Genomic DNA, 19,184 nt, shown 5'->3' with positions numbered 1-19,184 from the left:
GACAACTAGCGCGAACGAGTGACCGACAGCCGTACTGACTGGCACTCCCCAACCTCAAGCTCCCTGCACCTGGCAGAGGTCACCCCCACCACTTCTGTGGCAGCCGCTTTTCTGGCCTGAGGGCTGGGCAGCCTGGGGTTGCCCAGTGAGGGAGGGAACCGCTGGACCCGGGGCTCCCGTCCGATGCGGAGTGAGCAACAATGAGGTTTCTGTCGGGGTGGGTTAACGTGCCCCCCGGCGGCTGCCGAGGCAGCCGGGCAGGCTGCACGATCGCAGAGGGGACGCATGTCGAAGCCGGAGCACACCGAGTCGCCCGCCGAGGCGCCTGCCGGGCCGCCTGCGGCGAAGCTGGACGGTGAGGGCGAGGCTGCGTCTCCGGCGGTATCGCCCAAGGCGGAGCCCGAGGACGCGAAGCCCGTGGCTGCGGCCGTGCCCCGGGCGCGGTCCGGCGAGCCCGGGCCGTCCGAAGCGGGCCCGGACGAGGCGGACGGGGCCGCGCCCGTGGCGGAGCCCGGTCCTGACGCCGGGAAGGCTGCGGCGGCCGAAGCGGAGCCCGAGGACGCGAAGCCCGTGGCGATGGCGAAGCCGGAGCCTGAGGACGCGGAGCCTGCGGCGAAGTCGGGTTCCGGTGGCGTGAAGCCGGCCGTGGTGCCGGAGGCTGACGCCGCGTCCGCCAAGCCGTCCGGCGGCAAGGCCGGGGCGGCGAGCGCTGACGCGCCCGCGAAGGACAAGGGGCGGCTGCTGGCCGGGCGGTACCGGCTGGGAGCGGTGCTCGGCAAGGGCGGCATGGGCACCGTCTGGCGTGCCGAGGACGAGGTCCTCGGGCGGACGGTCGCCGTCAAGGAACTCCGCTTCAGCAGCGGCGTCGACGAGGACGAGAAGCGCCGCCTCATCACCCGGACCCTCCGCGAGGCCAAGGCCATCGCGCGCATCCGCAGCGAGGGCGCCGTCACCGTCTTCGACGTCGTAGACGAGGACGCCCGGCCCTGGATCGTCATGGAGCTCATCGAGGGCCCCTCGCTCGCCGAGTTCGTCCGGGAGAACGGGCCGCTGACCCCGCACCGCGCGGCCGAGGTCGGGCTCGCCGTGCTCGACGTGCTCCGCGCCGCGCACCGCCAGGGGATCCTGCACCGCGACGTGAAGCCGTCCAACGTGCTCATCGCCGCCTCCGGCCGCGTCGTCCTGACCGACTTCGGCATCGCGCAGGTGGAGGGCGACCCCTCCATCACCTCCACCGGCATGCTCGTCGGCGCCCCCTCGTACATCTCCCCCGAGCGCGCCCGCGGCCAGAAGCCCGGTCCGCCCGCCGACATGTGGTCCCTGGGCGGGCTGCTGTACGCGGCCGTCGAGGGCGTGCCCCCGTACGACAAGGGCAACGCGCTCGCCACCCTCACCGCGGTGATGACCGAGCCCGTGGACCCGCCGAAGAACGCCGGCCCGCTGACCGAGGTCATCTACGGACTGCTCGTCAAGGACCCGGCCCGGCGTCTCGACGACGACCACGCGCGGTTGATGCTCACCGCCGTGGTCAACGCCCCCGAGCCCGTCGCCGCTCCCGAGCCGGAGCCCGAGCCGGTCCCGCCGGTCGAGGAGACCCGGCCGATATCGCTCAGCAAGGCCGACGCCGCGGCCGAGAAGGCGGCGAAGAAGGAGCGCGAGCGCCGTGAGCGCGAGCAGCGCGAGCGGACCCGCGCCGCGCTGAAGGCGGCCCGCAAGGCGGCCGCCGCCGACGCGGCCGCGGCCTCCGCCGCCGAGGCCGCGCCGTCCCGTCCCGGGCCGGCCGCGGCCTCGCTCACCGACGTGGTGCCGCGCCGCACCATCGCGCTCGCGATAGCCGGTGTGGTCGTGGTCCTGGCGTTGGTCGGCTCGCTCATCGCGTACATGGTCAGCGGCGACGACAAGCCCGGCGGCCGCAAGAACGAGGGCAAGGGCGGCGCCGGTCCGGTCGCGTCCGGCAGCCCCTCGCCCGGCGCCTCCTCCGGCAACAGCCCGGCCGCGTCGGCCGGTTCCTCGCCGAGCGCGACCCCGAGCGGCACGCCCGCCGCCCCCGGCACGCCCGTGCCCAGCGGCACCCCGGGCGGCGCCGACCCCGGCCAGAGCCAGGGGCAGGGCCAGGGCCAGGGGGCGAGCCCCGGCGGCGGGCTCCCGGCCGGGTTCGGCACGGTGACCGACCTGCGGTTCCACTTCGCGATGGCGATGCCCGAGGGCTTCCGCCAGACCGACACCGCGGGCAGCAACTCCGGTGCGATATACAGCCGCGACGGCGGCTTCCCGCGGATCCAGGTCGACTACACCAACAGCCCGGGCAACGACGCCCGCCTCGCCTGGGCCCAGCTCGCCCCGGCCGTGGCCGGCAGCAGCAAGGGCTACCGCCAGATCCGCCTCGACACGGTGGACTACCGGGGCTACCCGACCGTCGCGGACTGGGAGTTCGAGCGCGAGCAGCAGGGCATCAGGGTCCGGGTGCTCGACCGGGGCTTCAAGACCGATCCCACGCACGGTTACGCCATCATGATCAGCTGCGCCGCCGACCAGTGGGACGGCCCCGAATGCACGCAGCTGCGCAACACGGCGTTCCAGACCTTCCAGCAGTTGGGCTGACAGGCCTCGTAAGCCCGGGACGCGGGCGGCCCCGGCGACGTATCGTGTCCAGCGGGGGACATGGGGGACCGCACTCGGGGGAGGCGATGTGGAGGACTACGCCGGCCGGATCCTGGCCGACCGCTACCGGCTGCCGCTTCCGCCGTCCGACGAGTACGAGCTGATAGAGACCCGCGCCTTCGACACGCGCAGCGGACAGGAAGTCCTGGTACGGCAGGTGCCGTTACCTGAGGTCGTGGACGCGGAGCTGCTCGACGGCACCCGCGCGCAGGCCGGAGCCACCGGGGAACTCCCGGCCGTCCGACGGGCGATCGCCGCCGCCCAGGCGGCCGCCTCCGTACCGGACCATCCGCGGCTCGACCAGGTCTTCGACGTGTTCGCCGAGGGCGGCTCGCTGTGGATAGTGAGCGAACTCGTCCCCGCCAGGCCGCTGGCCGCGCTGATCGCCGACGAGCCGCTGAGCCCCTACCGGGCGGCGGAGGTGGCCTCCGACGTCCTGACCGCGCTGCGCGTGCTGCACGCGCACGGCTGGACGCACCGGAACATCACCGCCCGGACGGTGTTGATATGCGATGACGGGCGGGTCGTCCTGACGGGCCTGGCGGCGGGCGCCGCCGAGGAGGCCCTGTGCGGGTACGACCCGGTCCCGCCGCCGGACACCGGGGAACCGGGCGGGGACGAGGCCGTGGAGGCCGCCTGGGGCACACCGCCGCCCCCGGTGGCCCCGGAGCCCCGGGACGACGGGCCCCGGTACGCCCCGCTGGTGGCGCCCGGGTACGACACCGGGCCGCGCTACACGGACCACATCACCCCGGAGCCGCCGCAGCCGCAGGAGCCCGCGCAGCCCGCCCGGCCCGTGCAGGGCCGGTCCGACGCCGAGGCCGTCGCCCGCGCCGGGACCATCGCCGCGTACCGGGCCGGCAGCCGCGCGGCCGCCGCCGAGGTGGCGCGGCAGCGCGGCGAGCGCGGCCCCGTGGTCGTGCCGGTGCTGCCCCCGACCGGGGCCAACCTGCCGCAGGAGTACGCGTACCCGTACGGGGGGCCGGACACCGCCGCCGCCACGCCCTGGCACGGGGCGACCCCACGCCGCCCGGCGCAGCCGGAACGGGAGCCGGAACGGGAGCCGGAACGAGAGCCGGAGCGCGAGCCGGAGCAGGCACCGCAGCCGCAGGCCGTAGAGCCGCAGCCCGCCGCCGAGCCGGCCCGCCCCGCGCTGCCCGCGCAGCTCGCCCTCCCGCAGGGCTACCGCCAGGCCGAGCCCGCGGCGCCGCCGCGCCCCCCGGCCGCGGCCCGGCCCGGCGCGGGCCACCCGCCGGCCCGGCAGGCCGTCACGGGACCGGCGGCGGCGCTGCGCCCGCCGGCGCCGGGACCGGCGAGCGCGCCCCGAGCCCCCGATCCCCGAGCCCCCGAAGCCCGCGTCCACGAAACCGGCGGAGCCTGGGGCGGCCCCCGCACCGGCCTCGACGCCGAGCGCGCCCGCCAGACCCGGATGGCCGTCGTCGGCGCCCTCACCGAGCGCTGGGCGCCCGAACAGGCCGGCCCCGTCCACGGCCACTGGCAGCTGGCCGCGCCCGTCGGCCCCGCCACCGACCTCTGGGCCCTCGGCGCCCTGCTGTACCGCTCCGTCCAGGGCCACGCCCCGTACCCCGAGGACAGCGTGGCGGAACTCGTCGAGATGGTCTGCGCCGAGCCCCCCGCCTTCGCCGAGGAGTGCGGCCCGCTGCGTCCCGTCGTGGAGTCCCTGCTGCGCCAGGACCCCACCGAGCGGCCCGAGTTCGAGGAGCTGCGCGGCTGGCTGCGCTCGCTGATCCGCTCCGCCCCGGAGCCCGACGGGGACTTCGCCGGGCTCCCGATGCCGGAGGCGGATCCCGCGCGGCTGCCCGTCGTACGCCGCCGCGGCGATCTCCACGGGCGCCACCGCAACCCCGCCGCCCCCCGCAAGCCGCGCTCCCTCGGCAAGGTCCTGCTGGTCGGCGTCCTGGCCCTGCTCGCGGGCGCGGTGGCGTACGCGATGGTCTTCATGCCGCGCGCGGCCGACTCCGACGAACAGCAGCCCACGGCCGCCCAGAGCCCGGCCGCCGCCTCCTCCGGGCCGCCCAGCCCCCAGCCGAAGCCCCCGACGCCCGGCCGGACTCCGAGCGGAACCCCGGAGTCCAAGCCTGCCCCGCAGACCGACGCGCCCGCGCCGGAGGGTTACACCGTCCAGCAGGATCCCGCGCACTTCGCCATCGCCGTCCCCAACGGCTGGGAGCGGCAGTCGATCAACGAGGCCGGTCAGGTGCGCTACACCCAGGGCCAGTTCACCCTGATCGTCGTACCGGGCCGGGACCGGGTCGAGGGGGGCAGTCCGGATCCGCTGGGGTACCAGAAGGACAAGGAGCCGGAGCTGGCCCCGTACCGCAACTCCACCTGGGCCTCCGGCGGGGACGTCAAGTCCACGAAGGTGGGGCAGCAGTTGCGGGTCACGGGCCGCTACACCTGGATCGACGCGGCGGGCCGGTCGCTGTTCGCGCGCAACTTCGTCGTGGCGCTCGGCGGCAGTTACCACGTTGTCATGGTCACAGGTCCGGAGGACAACCAGGACAAGGTCACCGACGTCTTCGAGAAGGCAACGGCGAGTTACAAAGCCGGCGGCTGACGGACGATCAGTACGGCGATTGCGTCACAGTGCCGCCTTCCGGGCCCCGCTCGGTTCCGGCAGCACCCGCAGGCTCCGTAATCTGGCTTGGAGTGCACAGAGCGGCGGGATTTCGTGGAACAGCAGACAGGCGTGGGTGCGGTGCTCGCGGGCCGGTACCGGCTCGTGGAGCCCATCGGCAGCGGCGGCATGGGCAAGGTGTGGCGCGCGCATGACGAGCTGCTGCACAGGACGGTCGCGGTCAAGGAACTGACGGCGGGGTTGTACGTGGCCCAGGCCGACCGGGAGGTCCTGCACGCCCGTACGCAGAAGGAGGCGCGGGCCGCGGCCCGGATCCAGCACCCGGCGGTCGTCACCGTCCACGACGTGCTGGAGCACGACGACCGGCCGTGGATCGTCATGGAGTACGTCGACGGCCCCTCCCTCGCGGAGGCCGCCAAGGCCGCCGGCCGGATCGAGCCCCGCGAGGCGGCCCGGATCGGCCTGCACGTGCTGGGCGCGCTGCGCGCCGCGCACGCGGTCGGCGTACTGCACCGGGACGTGAAGCCGGGCAACGTGCTGCTCGCCAAGGACGGCCGGGTGCTGCTCACCGACTTCGGGATCGCCGCGATCGAGGGCGACTCGTCGATCACGCGTACGGGTGAACTCGTGGGCTCCATCGACTACCTGGCCCCGGAGCGGGTCACCGGCGGCGCCCCCGATCCGTCCTCCGACCTGTGGTCGCTGGGCGCCACCCTCTACACGGCCGTCGAGGCCCGTTCGCCCTTCCGGCGGACCTCGCCCATCTCCAGCCTCCAGGCGGTGGTCAACGACGAGCCGCCCGCGCCGCGCCAGTCGGGCCCCCTGGGCCCGGTCATCACCGCGCTGCTGCGCAAGGACCCGGCCGAGCGCCCCTCGGCGGCGGAGGCCGAGCGGATGCTGCTGGAGGCGATGGAGGGCCGAGAGCCGAAGGCGGCTCAGGCGTACGTGCCCACGCGCGCGGTGAGTGCCGAGGAGCGGGCCGCCTCCCAGGGGGCTCCGGCGCCGGAGCCGGCCCCCGCTCCCGCCCCGGCCACCGCCCCGCCCGCCCAGGCACCCGCCCCCGCGGGGCGCCCGCGCGGGCGGCTCAGGCGGGCCGCCGCGGTGGCCCTGGTGGCGGCGCTGCTGGGCGGCGGGGCCGTCTTCGGGCTGCTGAAGTTCACCGGGGGCGGCGAGGGGGACGGGGGCGGGGATACGGGCAAGGGCGGCGGCTCCGACAAGAACGCGAGCGCCGGCGGCCCGCCGGCCGGGTGGAACAAGGTCACGGACCCGGCGGGCTTCACGCTGTTCGTCCCGCAGGGCTGGACGCGCCAGATGGACGGCAACCAGATCGACTACACCTCGGACAACGGCAAGCACTACATCCGGATCGCCGCCGACCCCACCCCGGACTACGTGAACCCGTACACGCACGTGCTCGACCTGGAGAAGCAGGTGCAGAAGCGGACGGACTACAAACGGTTGAAGCTCAACCCGAACACCTTCCGCGACAGCACCCAGGCCGCGCTGTGGGACTTCACGTGGACCGAGAAGGGGGTGCACGCCGGACCGCGCCGGGCCATCGAGCAGATGTACATCGCCCCGAACAACACCGAGTACGCGATCTACATGACGGGCCCCGTCGCCGACTGGGACACGACCCGCCAGCAGTTCGACATCGTGCTCAGCGGCTGGGCGCCGGCCGTGAAGGGGAGCTGAGCCCGCCCGGCCGGCCCTCCCCGGCCATCCTGCCAGTGATCACTGGCAGATTTGGCAAAATCCGGTTACCCACGGGTACCCAAAGGCTTCCGGGCGGAATACGCTCACCGCCATGACGGACTCGCAGGCCCCCGCCGCCCCTCTCCGCTCCGCACCGCAGCCCACCAACCCGGTCGCCCCGGCCCCGGCAGGTGCCCGCACCGCCGCCGACGTGGTGACCCCCGCCCTGGTCACCCGGCTCACCCGCGGAGTGATCGGTTCCGGCCGGACCGCCAACCACACCCCCTTCACCGGGGCGAAGCTGGCGGACCTGCCCGAGGCCACCCCCGAGGACGTGGCCACCGCCTTCGCGAAGGCCCGCGCCGCCCAGCCCGCCTGGGCGCGGGTCCCCGTACGCAGGCGCGCCGCCGTGCTGCTGCGCTTCCACGACCTGGTCCTCGCCCGCCAGGCCGAGGTCCTCGACCTCATCCAGCTGGAGACCGGCAAGGCCCGCCTGCACGCCCACGAGGAGGTCCAGGCCGTCGCGGTCGCCGCCCGTCACTACGGCCGCAAGGCACCCTCGTACCTGCGCCCCAAGGGCCACACGGGCGCCATGCCCACCCTCACCAAGGTCACCGAACTGCGCCAGCCCCGCGGGGTCGTCGGCCAGATCGCCCCCTGGAACTACCCCCTCGAACTCTCCGTCGGCGACGCCCTGCCCGCCTTCGTCTCGGGCAACGCCGTCGTCATGAAGCCCGACACGGAGACCGCGCTCACCGCCCTGTGGGCCCGCGACCTGCTCATCGAGGCCGGACTGCCCGCCGAGGTCTTCCAGGTCGTCCTCGGCGAGGGCCCGGTCGTCGGCCCCGAAGTGGTCCGGCACGCCGACTACGTCTCCTTCACCGGCTCCACCCGCACCGGCCGCGAGGTCGCCCAGGGCGCGGCCGCCCGCCTGGTCGGGGTCTCCCTCGAACTCGGCGGCAAGAACGCCATGCTCGTGCTGCACGACGCCGACGTGGAGAAGGCCGCCGCCGGCGCCGTCCGAGCCTGCTTCTCCTCCGCCGGCCAGCTCTGCATCTCCATCGAGCGGCTCTACGTCCACGCCTCCATCGCCGATGCCTTCGTCGAGCGCTTCGCCGCCCGCACCAAGGCCATGCGCCTCGGCAACTCCCTCGCCTACGGCGCCGACATGGGCTCGCTCGTCGGCGAACGGCAGCTGGAGACCGTACAGCGGCACGTGGACGAGGCCGTCGCCAAGGGCGCCACCCTCGTCGCCGGCGGCGTGGCCCGCCCCGACATCGGCCCGCTCTTCTACGAACCCACCATCCTCGACGGGGTCGAGGCCCCCATGTCGGTCTGCGCCGAGGAGACCTTCGGCCCGGTCGTCTCCGTCTACCGGTTCACCGACGAGGACGAGGCCGTCGCCCAGGCCAACGCCACCCCCTACGGCCTCAACTCCAGCGTCTGGACCAAGGACGCCCGTCGCGGGCACGCCGTCGCCGCCCGGCTGCGCACCGGCACCGTCAACATCAACGACGGCTACGCCCCCGCCTACGGCAGCGCCCAGGCCCCCATGGGCGGCATGAAGGAATCCGGCCTCGGCCGCCGGCACGGCTCCGAGGGCATCCTCAAGTACACCGAGGCGCAGACCGTCGCCCACCAGCGGCTGATCCCGATGGCGCCCTCGCTGGGCATGGACGACGAGCAGTACGCCCGCTTCATGACCAGCAGCCTCAAGGTCCTCAAGGCTCTCCGACTGCGCTAAGGGGTGTTCGTGCCGAACGACCACGACCACGACCACGAGCACGACCACGATCGTGACCACGAGCACGATCGTGACCACGACTACGACTACGACGTCATCGTCATCGGATCCGGATTCGGGGGGTCTGTCTCGGCACTGCGCCTCACCGAGAAGGGCTACCGGGTCGGCGTCCTGGAGGCAGGACGCCGCTTCACCCGCGAGAGCCTGCCCCGTAACAGCTGGGACCTGCGCAACTACCTGTGGGCGCCCGCCCTCGGGCTGTACGGCATCCAGCGCATCCACCTGCTCGGCAACGTGATGGTGCTCGCCGGCGCCGGGGTCGGCGGCGGCTCGCTCAACTACGCCAACACCCTGTACGTGCCGCCCACCGCCTTCTTCGAGGACCGGCAGTGGGCTTCCATCACCGACTGGCAGGCGGAACTCGCCCCGTACTACGACCAGGCGAAGCGGATGCTCGGCGTACGGCTCAACCCGACGCTCACCCCCTCCGACGTCCACCTCAAGGCCGCCGCCGAGAAGATGGGCGTCGGCGACACATTCCACATGGCGCCGGTCGGCGTCTTCTTCGGCGACGGCCAGGACGCCGCGGGACAGCCCCGGGTCCGCCCCGGCCAGGAGGTCGCCGACCCGTACTTCGGCGGCGCCGGGCCCTCCCGCAGGGCCTGCACCGAGTGCGGCGAGTGCATGACGGGCTGCCGGCACGGCGCGAAGAACACCCTCAACGAGAACTACCTGCACCTGGCCGAACGGGCCGGCGCCGTCATCCACCCCATGACCACCGTCACCGCGCTCTCCGAGCACCCCGACGGCGGCCACCGGGTCCGCACCGTCCCCACCGACCACCGCCGCAAGGGCCGCGCCAGGGTGCTGCGCGCCCGCCACGTGGTGGTCGCGGCGGGTACGTACGGCACCCAGACCCTGCTGCACACCATGAAGGACCTCGGCGAACTGCCCCGGATCTCGGACCGGCTCGGCGACCTGACCCGGACCAACTCCGAGGGCCTGGTCGGCGCCCAGACCGACGACCGCCGCTACCGCAAGCGGCACGGCGGCGGCGCCCGGGCGGACTTCACCCGGGGCGTGGCCATCACCTCGTCCGTGCACCCCGACGCCGACACCCACATCGAGCCCGTCCGCTACGGCAAGGGCTCCAACGCCATGGGGTTCATGACCGTCCTCCAGGTGCCCTACAGCGGGCACCGGGTACGGGCCTGGTTCGCCCGCACCGCCAGGCACCCGGTGCAGCTGCTGCGCTCCCTGTCGAACCGGCGCTGGTCGGAGCGGACCATCATCGGGCTGGTCATGCAGTCCCTGGACAACTCCCTGACCACCTACCGCAGGCCCGGCGGCGTCGGCAAGGGCCTGCTGACCGCCCGTCAGGGCCACGGCGCCCCCAATCCGGTGCAGATCGAGGAGGCCACCCGGGCCGCGACCCTGCTGGCCGAGGAGATCAACGGCTTCCCCGGCAGCAACATCGGGGAGCTGATGGGCACCCCGCTGACCGCCCACTTCCTCGGCGGCTGCCCGATCGGCGCCACCGCCGAGGAGGGCGTGGTGGACCCGTACCACCGGCTGTACGGACACCCGGGCATCTCGGTGGTCGACGGTTCGGCGGTCTCCGCCAACCTCGGGGTCAACCCGTCCCTGACCATCACGGCACAGGCCGAGCGGGCGATGTCGTACTGGCCGAACAAGGGCGAGGCGGACCGGCGGCCCGCGCAGGGCCGGTCGTACGAGCGTCTCGAGGCGGTGGAGCCGAACCTCCCGGCCGTCCCCAAGGAGGCGTTCGGCGCGCTGCGGCTGCCGTTCCTCGCGGTTCCCGAAGTTCCGCCGAGGCAACCGGAACCGGAGCACTGACGACGGTGAGCACCGCGCTCCCCCTCCGAGCGCGGTACTCACCGCAGTACATGAGTGGACAGGCGGTTGCCGAAAAAGGTTGTACCGGAATCCTTCGCGCTGAGCTGTGGTGTCGGTCACATGGGGAACCGTGCAACCGCGACGGCGGTCCGGGGGTCAAGGGGGGCATGAGACAGCGCATCTCCCTGCTGGCCGCGTGCGGCCTGGTGGCCGTGGGGCTGGCCGCCCCTTCCGCGATGGCCGCCGAGCCCGCCGGACCGGCCGGACCCGCCGGACCCGCCGGACCCGCCGAGTCCGCCGCCCCCGTCTTCCGCCTGGCCGCCCCGGCCGCCCTCGCCCTCCCGCTCCACCCGGGAGGGACCGCCTCCCCGCAGCCCGTGGCGCTGCCCTTCCGCCTGGACGACGTCGGCACCTTCGGCGGCGAGTTCACCTTCACCGTCGACCTTGCGAAGGTCGCGGCGTTCGCGGACGTACGGGAGAACCCCGCCGCGGCTGTGAAGAAGTGCCAGGTCAGCGGCACCACGCTCGTCTGCAAGGACAAGGGCCCGCGCCCCGGCGTGGACCTGGAGGCCACCGCCGTGAAGGGCAGCGCGAACGGCGCCTCCGGCGTGCTCACGGTGACCGGCACGGCCACCGGAGCCACCGTCACCCCCGCCGCCACCACCCTCACGGTCGGCGGCCCCGACCTGGTGATGCGGGAGATGCGGCTCAAGAAGGACCCGAAGCCGGGCGAGAGCCAGCCCCTGCCCCTCGCGTTCAGCAACGAGGGCACCCAGCCGGCGAAGGGAGTGGTCCTGGAACTGGAGGCCACCCACGGCATGGAGCTCCCGGAGCGCTACGACAACTGCTCCTACCGCACCACCCGCACCTCCACCACCGCCGTCTGCACCGTCGACGGGGACTTCGAGGCCAAGGCGAGCTACGAGCTGGCCGGCGACAGCCCGCTGCACCTGAAGGCCACCGCGCACGCCCGCACCGAGCTGTTCGGCTACGGCATCTACCCGGCGGCCCCGCACCAGCAGGCCACGGGCACGGACGCCAAGACGCCCGGCACGGCCACCGGTACCACCACCGGCCGGAAGCTGACCGCACGCAAGCGGGCCCCGGAGCCCGCCGCCCCCCTGCGCGGCGCCGACCTGAACCCGGCCGACAACAAGCGCGTGTTCGACCTCGCCGTGCCGAACACCGCCGACTTCGCGGCCGAGCCCCTGAACCTCAAGGGCACCGCCGGCACCACGGTCAAGACGGCCGTCACCGTACGCAACCACGGCCCGGCCTGGGTCGCCGACCACCGCTCCACCGCCCCCGCGGCCGTGGTCGACGTGGTGCTCCCGCAGGGCGTGAAGGTCCTCACGGCCCCCGCGGTCTGCCGCCAGGTGCGGAGCGCGCACTACCGCTGCGCCACCGGCACGTCCGTGCTGGAATCCGAGAAGGCCGAGTTCCCCTTCGAGCTGCGGATCGAGAAGACGGTCAAGGACGCCAGGGGCGCCATCACCGTCGGCAAGCCCGGCCCGCAGGGCGAGCCCCAGCGGCACGCCTTCGACCCGGTGCTGACCAACAACATCGCCGCCTTCACGGTGAACGCGACGGGCACCACCACCCCGTCGCCGCGCCCCTCCACCGGCACCCCCTCGCCGAGCGCCTCGGCGAGCGCCTCCGCGAGCGCCTCGGCCACCCCGGGAGCCACCACGGGCTCCGGCGCCTCCCCGGCCGCCGGCCGCAGCGGCGGCCCGCTGGCCTCCACCGGCAGCACGGCGGGCCTGGTCGGCCTCGCCGGAGCCGGGCTGCTGGCCGTCGGCGCGGCGCTCTACCTGGGCTTCCGACGCCGCGGCGGCTCCGCGCACGCGTAACGGCACACGACGGCGCGCATAAGACGACGGCGCACGGAACACGACGGCGCACAGACGAACGGCCGGCCCGGGGCGTCCCCCGGGCCGGCCGTTCTCATGGGTGACCGGGCTGCTGTCCCCTGCCGTCCGGTCACACGAAGGGAGCGAGGTCCCACGACGCGCGCCGTCGGGCGGCACGTCTCATCGCTCCCGTGGAGCCACGCGTGGTGCTGCGTCGCGCGCCTGGCTGGCACGGACAACCTCACCAACGAAGGCCCCCGGGGCCGGTCACGGCCCGGACGGGTGACGAACAGGCGCCCGCGCCGCTCAGACGCGGCCCCGGCACAGCTCCAGCAGGGTCATCGCGAGCGCGGTGCCGGGCTTGCCGAGGGCATCGCTCCAGTGCGAGAGCACCTCCATCTCGCGCGAGAGGTGCACCCGCCGCCCGCCCGCCCCGATCCGGGCCTCCTGGATGACGGCCGAGACGGCCATCCGCTCCTGGATCAGCCCGATGATCCGGTCGTCGAGGGAGTCGATGCGCTCGCGGGAGCCGGCGATCAGCTGCTCGGGGGTGGTGGTGATCGTGGTCATGACGTCTCTCCTGTGGGTTGGTGGCCGGCAGGAGCGGAAACGCCAGAGCGCCCCGGTCCTGTCGGACCGGGGCGCTCTGGGAAGTCAGTGGCTCAAGCGAGCATCACGATGACCCATGGCGACCGGACCGGCCGGTGCCATAGGTAAAGAGGAAGCTCAGCTGCTTGCGCATGAAAGGGATTATTACCTTCCGTCCCGCTCCGGGCCAAGCGGGTTCGGATGGTGAGACGAAGGGGGAGTGGCGTCCCCCGTTAGAATCGACAAAACAGCCACCTCTTCCGCCGGAAGGCCTGCCCCGTGCCAGAAGCACCCTCCGCCGCCCACGACAGCGCCCCGGACACGGTTCTCGTCGTCGACTTCGGCGCCCAGTACGCCCAGCTCATCGCCCGTCGCGTCCGTGAGGCCCGCGTCTACAGCGAGATCGTGCCCAGCACGATGCCCGTGGCCGAGATGCTCGCCAAGAACCCCAAGGCGATCATCCTCTCCGGCGGTCCGTCCTCCGTGTACGAGGAGGGTGCCCCGCGCCTGGACGACGCCCTGGGCCTCTTCCAGTCGGGTGTCCCCGTATTCGGCATGTGCTACGGCTTCCAGCTGATGGCGACCACCCTCGGCGGCACCGTCGACAACACCGGCGCGCGCGAGTACGGCCGTACCCAGCTGGCCGTCTCCAAGCCCGGCTCCACCCTCTTCGAGGGCACCCCGGAGCACCAGTCGGTGTGGATGTCCCACGGCGACGCCTGCTCCGCCGCCCCCGAGGGCTTCACCGTCACCGCGTCGACGAACGTCGTCCCGGTCGCGGCCTTCGAGAACGACGAGAAGAACCTGTACGGCGTGCAGTACCACCCCGAGGTGATGCACTCCACGCACGGCCAGCAGGTGCTGGAGCACTTCCTCTACCGGGGCGCGGGCCTGAAGCCCACCTGGACCACCGGCAACATCGTCGAGGAGCAGATCGCGGCCATCCGCGAGCAGGTCGGCGACAAGCGCGCCATCTGCGGCCTGTCCGGCGGCGTGGACTCCGCGGTCGCCGCGGCACTCGTGCAGAAGGCCATCGGCTCGCAGCTGACCTGCGTCTACGTCGACCACGGCCTGATGCGCAAGGGCGAGACCGAGCAGGTCGAGAAGGACTTCGTCGCGGCCACCGGCGTCCAGCTGAAGGTCGTCGACGCCCAGGAGCGCTTCCTGACCGCGCTGGCCGGCGTCTCCGACCCGGAGACCAAGCGCAAGATCATCGGCCGCGAGTTCATCCGCGTCTTCGAGCAGGCCCAGCTGGAGATCCTCCAGGAGGACGGCCCCGCGGTCGCCTTCCTCGTCCAGGGCACCCTGTACCCGGACGTGGTCGAGTCCGGCGGCGGCACCGGCACCGCCAACATCAAGTCCCACCACAACGTGGGCGGCCTGCCCGACGACATCGAGTTCGAGCTCGTCGAGCCGCTGCGCCAGCTGTTCAAGGACGAGGTCCGGATGGTCGGCCAGGAGCTCGGCCTGCCGGACGAGATCGTCCAGCGCCAGCCCTTCCCGGGCCCGGGCCTGGGCATCCGCATCGTCGGCGAGGTCACCAAGGAGCGCCTGGACCTGCTGCGCGAGGCCGACGCCATCGCCCGCCACGAGCTGACCGCCGCCGGCCTGGACCGGGAGATCTGGCAGTGCCCGGTCGTCCTGCTCGCGGACGTCCGCAGCGTGGGCGTGCAGGGCGACGGCCGCACCTACGGCCACCCGATCGTGCTGCGCCCCGTCTCCTCCGAGGACGCGATGACCGCGGACTGGACGCGCATGCCGTACGAGGTGCTCGCGCGGATCTCCACCCGGATCACCAACGAGGTGCCGGACGTGAACCGCGTGGTCCTGGACTGCACGAGCAAGCCCCCGGGCACCATCGAGTGGGAGTGACACCCCGCACGGCCTGACGAAGCCGCCGCCCCCTTCCGGGAGTGGCGGCTTTCGCCTTCCCCCGGCCCCTTCCCTATGGCCACTTCACGGCCATGCCGGTACCTTGCGCCGCGACCCGAAGGAGGGGCGCATGCCGGATCAGCCCGTACCCGTGCCGGTGGACCGGCTGGCCTTCGAGATGCCGCCCGCGCACACCGGCCCGGCCGAGGAGCGCGCGTACCGCAAGGAGCGGCTCGCCGGGGCACTGCGGCTGCTGGGGCGGCTCGGGTACGAGGACGGGGTCTCGGGGCACGTCACCGCGCGGGACCCGGAGTTCGAGGACTGCTACTGGGTGAACCCCTTCGGCCGGGCCTTCGCGGGCCTGGGCCCCGAGGACCTGCTGCTGGTCGACGGGGAGGGGCGGGTGGTCCGGGGCGGGCGGCGGGTCAACCAGCTGGCCTTCGCCGTGCACGCGGCCGTGCACCGGGCCCGGCCCGAGGTGGTGGCGGTGGTCCGCACGCAGGGCCCGTACGGCAGGGCCCTGGCCTGCCTCGGCGAGCTGCTGGCGCCCGTCACCCAGGAGGCCTGCGCCTTCTACGAGGACCACGCGCTGCTCGACGAGTACCCGGCGGACGGAGCCGCCGACCCCGTACGGATCGGCCGCGCGCTCGGCCCGTACAAGGCGCTGATCCTGCGCAACCAGGGGCTGCTGACGGTCGGCGGCTCGGTGGACGCGGCGGCCTGGTGGTTCATCGCGGCGGAGCGGGCGGCGCAGGTGCAGCTGATCGCGCGGGCGGCCGGGAAACCGGTGCCCGTCGACCACCGCGCGGCCGTGGCCACGCGCGAGCGGTTCGGCGGAGATCTCGCCGCCTGGGTGAGCTACCAGCCGCTGTGGCAGACCGTCTCGGACGGTGGCGTCAACATCATGAACCGTTAATCACCTGCTCTGACATCGTGCGCAATCCGGAGCGCTCTCGCAGTGGTGCACAATTCGCTGGCATTGCACCGTAGTTCAGAGAGGCGGCACGCGCGTGGCTGTCCAAGAGATGTCCCGGAGTACCCATACCGCCGTCTGCGCCTGCGACGAGTGCGCACGGGAGGGGCACCGCAGAGCCGTCGCCGCGTTCCTGGAGAAACGGGAAGAGTTCGCCGCGGGGCAGGGGGTACCGGCCGCCGTGGCCCACTCCCTCGGCGCCTCGCGGCAGTGGGTCTCCGACGAGCTGACCCTGTCCGCCCGTACGGTCGCCGACCGGGGGCGGGAGGCCGGCCACTCCTGGCTGTACCTGTTTTCGCGGCGGGCCGTGCTCGCCCTGTGGATCGCCGCCGGGGTGCTGCTGGTGGTGCAGGTGGGCACCGCGCTCGGCACCGGCTGGTCCACCGCCCGCACCGCCGGGCTGCTGGCCGCGCTGGTGCTGGCCGGGCTGCTCACCGTCGCCGCCCGGGCGCAGTCGCTGCGCGGCGGGCTGCTGGCCCCGGTCGTCGGGGAGGACAACCGGCTGTCCACCTCGAAGGCGGTGCCGAGCGCCTGGCTGGTGCTGACCGCGTTCGCGGCGCTGCTGCCCGCGCTGCGGCTGGCCGCCTCCTCGCCCGGACCGGAGCGCGAGGCCCTGTACCAGGGGTTCGCGCTGGGGCGGGCGCTGCCGCTGCTGTCGGTGGTCGCGCTGACCTCGGGGGTGGCGGTGCTGGTGCGCCGGGTGGTCTCCGTACGGATCATGGGGCAGCGGCTGCAGAAGCTGCCGGCGGACCGGCCGCGCGGGGTGGACCTGCTCACGGACGACGACGGCCGCGGCAGTTTCCCCGACGCGCAGTACGTGCTCGTCTCCACCGTGGTGCTGGGCTACGCGGCGGTGTCGCTGGCCCGCTTCCCCGACCGGCTGCCGGGGCTGCCGTGGGCGCTGGCCATGCTGGTGGCGCTGTCGGCCGCGGTGTACCTCGCGGCGAAGTACGCCGAGGGGAGCCGCCCGCTGGTGCTGTCCGTGGTCCGCCGGCGCGAACCCGGGGACCTGGACGCGGCCGTCCGGCCCGGGGACGACATCGAGATCCGGGGCCTCGGCTTCGTGCCGCCCGGGGCGCAGACGCCGGAGATGCTCGCCCGGCTGGTGGTGCGGATCGGGGCGGTCCACGTGCACGTGCCGCTGGTCCCGGTGCCCGGCGGGTTCACCAACCCCGCGGACACGGTGCTCACCGTCCCGGTGCCGGCGGAGGTGGAACCGGGCCGCATCGACATCCAGGTCGTCACGGCGGCGGGGGTGGAATCCAACCGCTGCATCATCGACGTGGCCGAGTGAACGGGGTAGACATGGGGGCGTGACCCGAACTGACGCCCCATCCGGGCAGCGGACCACCCCGCTCAAAGAGCAGGCCACCCGCTACGCGCTCCTTCCGCTGCGGATCTTCCTCGGCGTGACCTTCGTCTACGCAGGCGTCGACAAACTGACGGCCGCCGGCTTCCTGGCCGAGACCGGCAGCGGCTCGATCGGCGAGCTGATGCGCGGGGTGCGCGACACCTCCGCGATCCCCGCCCTGGTGGACCTGGCCCTCAAGGCCCCCGTCGGCTTCGGCGTCGCCATCGCCATCGGGGAACTCCTCGTCGGGCTGGGCGTGCTCGCCGGGGTGCTGACCCGGCTCGCGGCCGCCGGCGGACTGCTGATCTCGCTCAGCCTGTGGCTCACGGTGTCCTGGGCCGTGACCCCGTACTACTACGGCAACGACCTGGCCTACCTGATGGCCTGGACCCCGCTCGTCCTCGCGGGGGCGCCCTACTGGTCCTTCGACTCGATGATCCGGTCGCGCTGATCCCGGCGCACGGCGTACGTGACCATCCCGACCAGGGCGGCCAGCGACAGCCCGCCCATCGCGACGGGGACCACCAGGAACCACGGCAGGTCCGTCTCGCCGGCCGCGTCGAGCAGGTAGAGCACGCCCGCCGCGGTCAGGACCAGACCGGCCAGCAGCCGTCCCGGCTGGAACTCATGACGCCGCACGGGCCACCTCCACCTGTCCCACACCCGCGTCCAGGCGCAGCTCGATCGTCCCGCCGGCTTCGGTGCCGGCGGCGGGGGGCAGGGTCTCCTGCCGGGTCTCTCCGCCGCTCTTGATCCGGACGGCGCGGCCGTCGTCCCCGGGCAGCTGGATGTCGCCGAGGTGGATCGAGACGTCGGCCTTCGCGGTGACCTCCCGGGGGAGGACCACCTTCAGCCGGCCCGCCTCGATGGAGGCGCGGACGGGCACGGTGGCACCCTTCGGCACGTCCAGGCGGCTCAGGTCCAAGGTGGCCAGCCCCGTCCCCGACTCGTACACGGGCCGTACGTCGGCCACTGCCGCCGGACGCCAGTGGACGTTGTGCCAGTCGGTGCCGATCTCGCGCGGCAGGGCGACCGACACCGCGAGCAGTCCGGCGGTGAGCAGGCCCAGCAGGACCGTGCCGAAGCCGGTGCGGCCCTTGACGGAGCTGACCGCCAGACCCAGCCCGAAGACGGCGAGTGCGCAGGCGAACCCCACCTGGAGGGCGTGCCCGAGCGTGCTGCCCTCCCACACCGCGGCCGTGCCCACCGCTCCGGCCAGCAGGGCCAGCAGGAACACCCGGCCGCCGATGCCCCCGCCCTGCTGCGCGGGCGCGCTGCCGCGGGGCCTCGCCGGGGCGCCGCCCGGGCGGGCCCCGGAGCCGGCGAGGGCGTCGCCGAGGGCGCCGTCGTCGGCGCTGTCGTCGGGGCCCCACAGGTAGCCGGTGGAGCCGACCGGGCCGGTGGTGCCGTCCTTCACCAGCGGGTCCCGCCACCAGGACGGGCTGCCGGGCACCGGCGGCGCCTGGGTCTCGGGCGGCGCCGGGCGGTGCGCGGCGGGGGCCTCCGCCTCGGGCGGGGCGGCGCCGCGGTGGCGCCGGGACCAGTAGGAGGCGCCGCCGAGCGCCAGGATGACCAGGACCGAGAAGGCCCCCATCACCCCGTTGTCCAGCATCGACAGGAACAGCGCGCAGCCCACCAGGGCACTGAACACGGCGGCCAGGGTGGCACCCTCCACCCGGCCGGTCAGCAGCCTCTTGCCCTCGCTGTCCTCCTCGCCCTCCTGGGGGAGCAGCAGCCACGCGAACCCGTAGAAGATCAGACCGACGCCGCCCGTGACGGCGAGCACCCCGAGCACGATCCGGAACACCACCGGATCCAGGTCGAAGTACCGGCCGAGGCCGCCGCACACGCCCGCGAGGACCTTGTCGCGCTTGCTGCGGCGCAGGGGTGGCCGCTCGGCGGGGGAGGGCGCCCCCGGATCCCCCGGCGGGGCGTCGTGTACGTCGGTCATGTGTCCATGGTGACGGCCGGCGCGGGCCGTCGGCACCGGGCCC

At 73.9% G+C, this 19,184-nt stretch carries 13 protein-coding genes; 10 read left to right on the top strand and 3 right to left on the bottom strand.

Going from position 1 to position 19,184, the window contains the following annotated elements:
- The first annotated feature begins 285 nt into the window (after positions 1–285).
- From OOK34_RS07990 to OOK34_RS07965, 6 genes are all read left to right on the top strand, one after another.
- Complete coding sequence (locus OOK34_RS07990; protein WP_267033181.1) at positions 286–2,601, top strand: serine/threonine-protein kinase; 2,316 nt, start codon at positions 286–288, stop codon at positions 2,599–2,601.
- An 88-nt stretch (positions 2,602–2,689) separates the two neighbouring features.
- Positions 2,690–5,239 (top strand): protein kinase, encoded by a 2,550-nt coding sequence (locus OOK34_RS07985; protein ID WP_267033180.1) that lies wholly within the window; start codon positions 2,690–2,692, stop codon positions 5,237–5,239.
- A gap of 114 nt (positions 5,240–5,353) precedes the next feature.
- Complete coding sequence (locus OOK34_RS07980; protein ID WP_267033179.1) at positions 5,354–6,955, top strand: serine/threonine-protein kinase; 1,602 nt, start codon at positions 5,354–5,356, stop codon at positions 6,953–6,955.
- A gap of 112 nt (positions 6,956–7,067) precedes the next feature.
- Positions 7,068–8,699: a succinic semialdehyde dehydrogenase gene (locus OOK34_RS07975; RefSeq protein WP_267033178.1), complete on the top strand. Its 1,632-nt coding sequence runs from the start codon at positions 7,068–7,070 to the stop codon at positions 8,697–8,699.
- Between the two features lie 96 nt (positions 8,700–8,795).
- Positions 8,796–10,556 carry a GMC oxidoreductase gene (locus OOK34_RS07970; protein WP_267036666.1) on the top strand — a complete coding sequence of 587 codons (1,761 nt, stop codon included), beginning with the start codon at positions 8,796–8,798 and terminating at the stop codon, positions 10,554–10,556.
- Between the two features lie 167 nt (positions 10,557–10,723).
- On the top strand, positions 10,724–12,406 hold the full coding sequence (locus tag OOK34_RS07965; RefSeq protein ID WP_267033177.1) for a hypothetical protein: 1,683 nt from the start codon (positions 10,724–10,726) through the stop codon (positions 12,404–12,406).
- Positions 12,407–12,712: 306 nt separating this feature from the next.
- Here OOK34_RS07965 and OOK34_RS07960 read toward each other — a convergent pair whose 3' ends face one another.
- Positions 12,713–12,976: a chorismate mutase gene (locus tag OOK34_RS07960; RefSeq protein ID WP_267033176.1), complete on the bottom strand. Its 264-nt coding sequence runs from the start codon at positions 12,974–12,976 to the stop codon at positions 12,713–12,715.
- Between the two features lie 297 nt (positions 12,977–13,273).
- On the opposite strand from OOK34_RS07960, the gene guaA reads away from it, so the two are divergent.
- From guaA to OOK34_RS07940, 4 genes are all read left to right on the top strand, one after another.
- Complete coding sequence (gene guaA, locus OOK34_RS07955; protein ID WP_267033175.1) at positions 13,274–14,866, top strand: glutamine-hydrolyzing GMP synthase; 1,593 nt, start codon at positions 13,274–13,276, stop codon at positions 14,864–14,866.
- Positions 14,867–14,996: 130 nt separating this feature from the next.
- Entirely contained in the window at positions 14,997–15,782 is a 786-nt protein-coding gene (locus OOK34_RS07950) for a class II aldolase/adducin family protein (protein ID WP_267033174.1), read from the top strand.
- A gap of 94 nt (positions 15,783–15,876) precedes the next feature.
- A complete protein-coding gene (locus OOK34_RS07945; RefSeq protein ID WP_267033173.1) occupies positions 15,877–17,133 on the top strand; it encodes a hypothetical protein in 1,257 nt (418 codons plus the stop codon).
- A 19-nt stretch (positions 17,134–17,152) separates the two neighbouring features.
- Positions 17,153–17,641: a DoxX family protein gene (locus tag OOK34_RS07940; protein ID WP_267033172.1), complete on the top strand. Its 489-nt coding sequence runs from the start codon at positions 17,153–17,155 to the stop codon at positions 17,639–17,641.
- On the opposite strand, the gene OOK34_RS07935 is transcribed toward OOK34_RS07940, so the two are convergent.
- Entirely contained in the window at positions 17,605–17,829 is a 225-nt protein-coding gene (locus OOK34_RS07935; RefSeq protein ID WP_267033171.1) for a hypothetical protein, read from the bottom strand. The two genes, OOK34_RS07940 and OOK34_RS07935, sit on opposite strands and share 37 nt — an antisense overlap.
- Entirely contained in the window at positions 17,816–19,141 is a 1,326-nt protein-coding gene (locus OOK34_RS07930) for a PspC domain-containing protein (protein WP_267033170.1), read from the bottom strand. The genes OOK34_RS07935 and OOK34_RS07930 overlap by 14 nt, the downstream gene beginning before the upstream one ends.
- Positions 19,142–19,184 lie beyond the last annotated feature (43 nt).

The sequence above is a fragment of the Streptomyces sp. NBC_00091 genome (genome assembly GCF_026343185.1).
Lineage (GTDB): Bacteria > Actinomycetota > Actinomycetes > Streptomycetales > Streptomycetaceae > Streptomyces.
The sequence above is the reverse complement of the archived record's forward strand: the minus strand, read 5'-3'. Positions and strand labels throughout refer to the sequence as shown.

Bases quoted from the DNA above. Each gene is read 5' to 3' on its own strand.
- OOK34_RS07990 (WP_267033181.1), top strand. From the start codon at position 286: ATGTCGAAGCCGGAGCACACCGAGTCGCCCGCCGAGGCGCCTGCCGGG.
- OOK34_RS07975 (WP_267033178.1), top strand. From the start codon at position 7,068: ATGACGGACTCGCAGGCCCCCGCCGCCCCTCTCCGCTCCGCACCGCAG.
- OOK34_RS07965 (WP_267033177.1), top strand. From the start codon at position 10,724: ATGAGACAGCGCATCTCCCTGCTGGCCGCGTGCGGCCTGGTGGCCGTG.
- OOK34_RS07960 (WP_267033176.1), bottom strand. From the start codon at position 12,976: ATGACCACGATCACCACCACCCCCGAGCAGCTGATCGCCGGCTCCCGC.
- OOK34_RS07950 (WP_267033174.1), top strand. From the start codon at position 14,997: ATGCCGGATCAGCCCGTACCCGTGCCGGTGGACCGGCTGGCCTTCGAG.
- OOK34_RS07930 (WP_267033170.1), bottom strand. From the start codon at position 19,141: ATGACCGACGTACACGACGCCCCGCCGGGGGATCCGGGGGCGCCCTCC.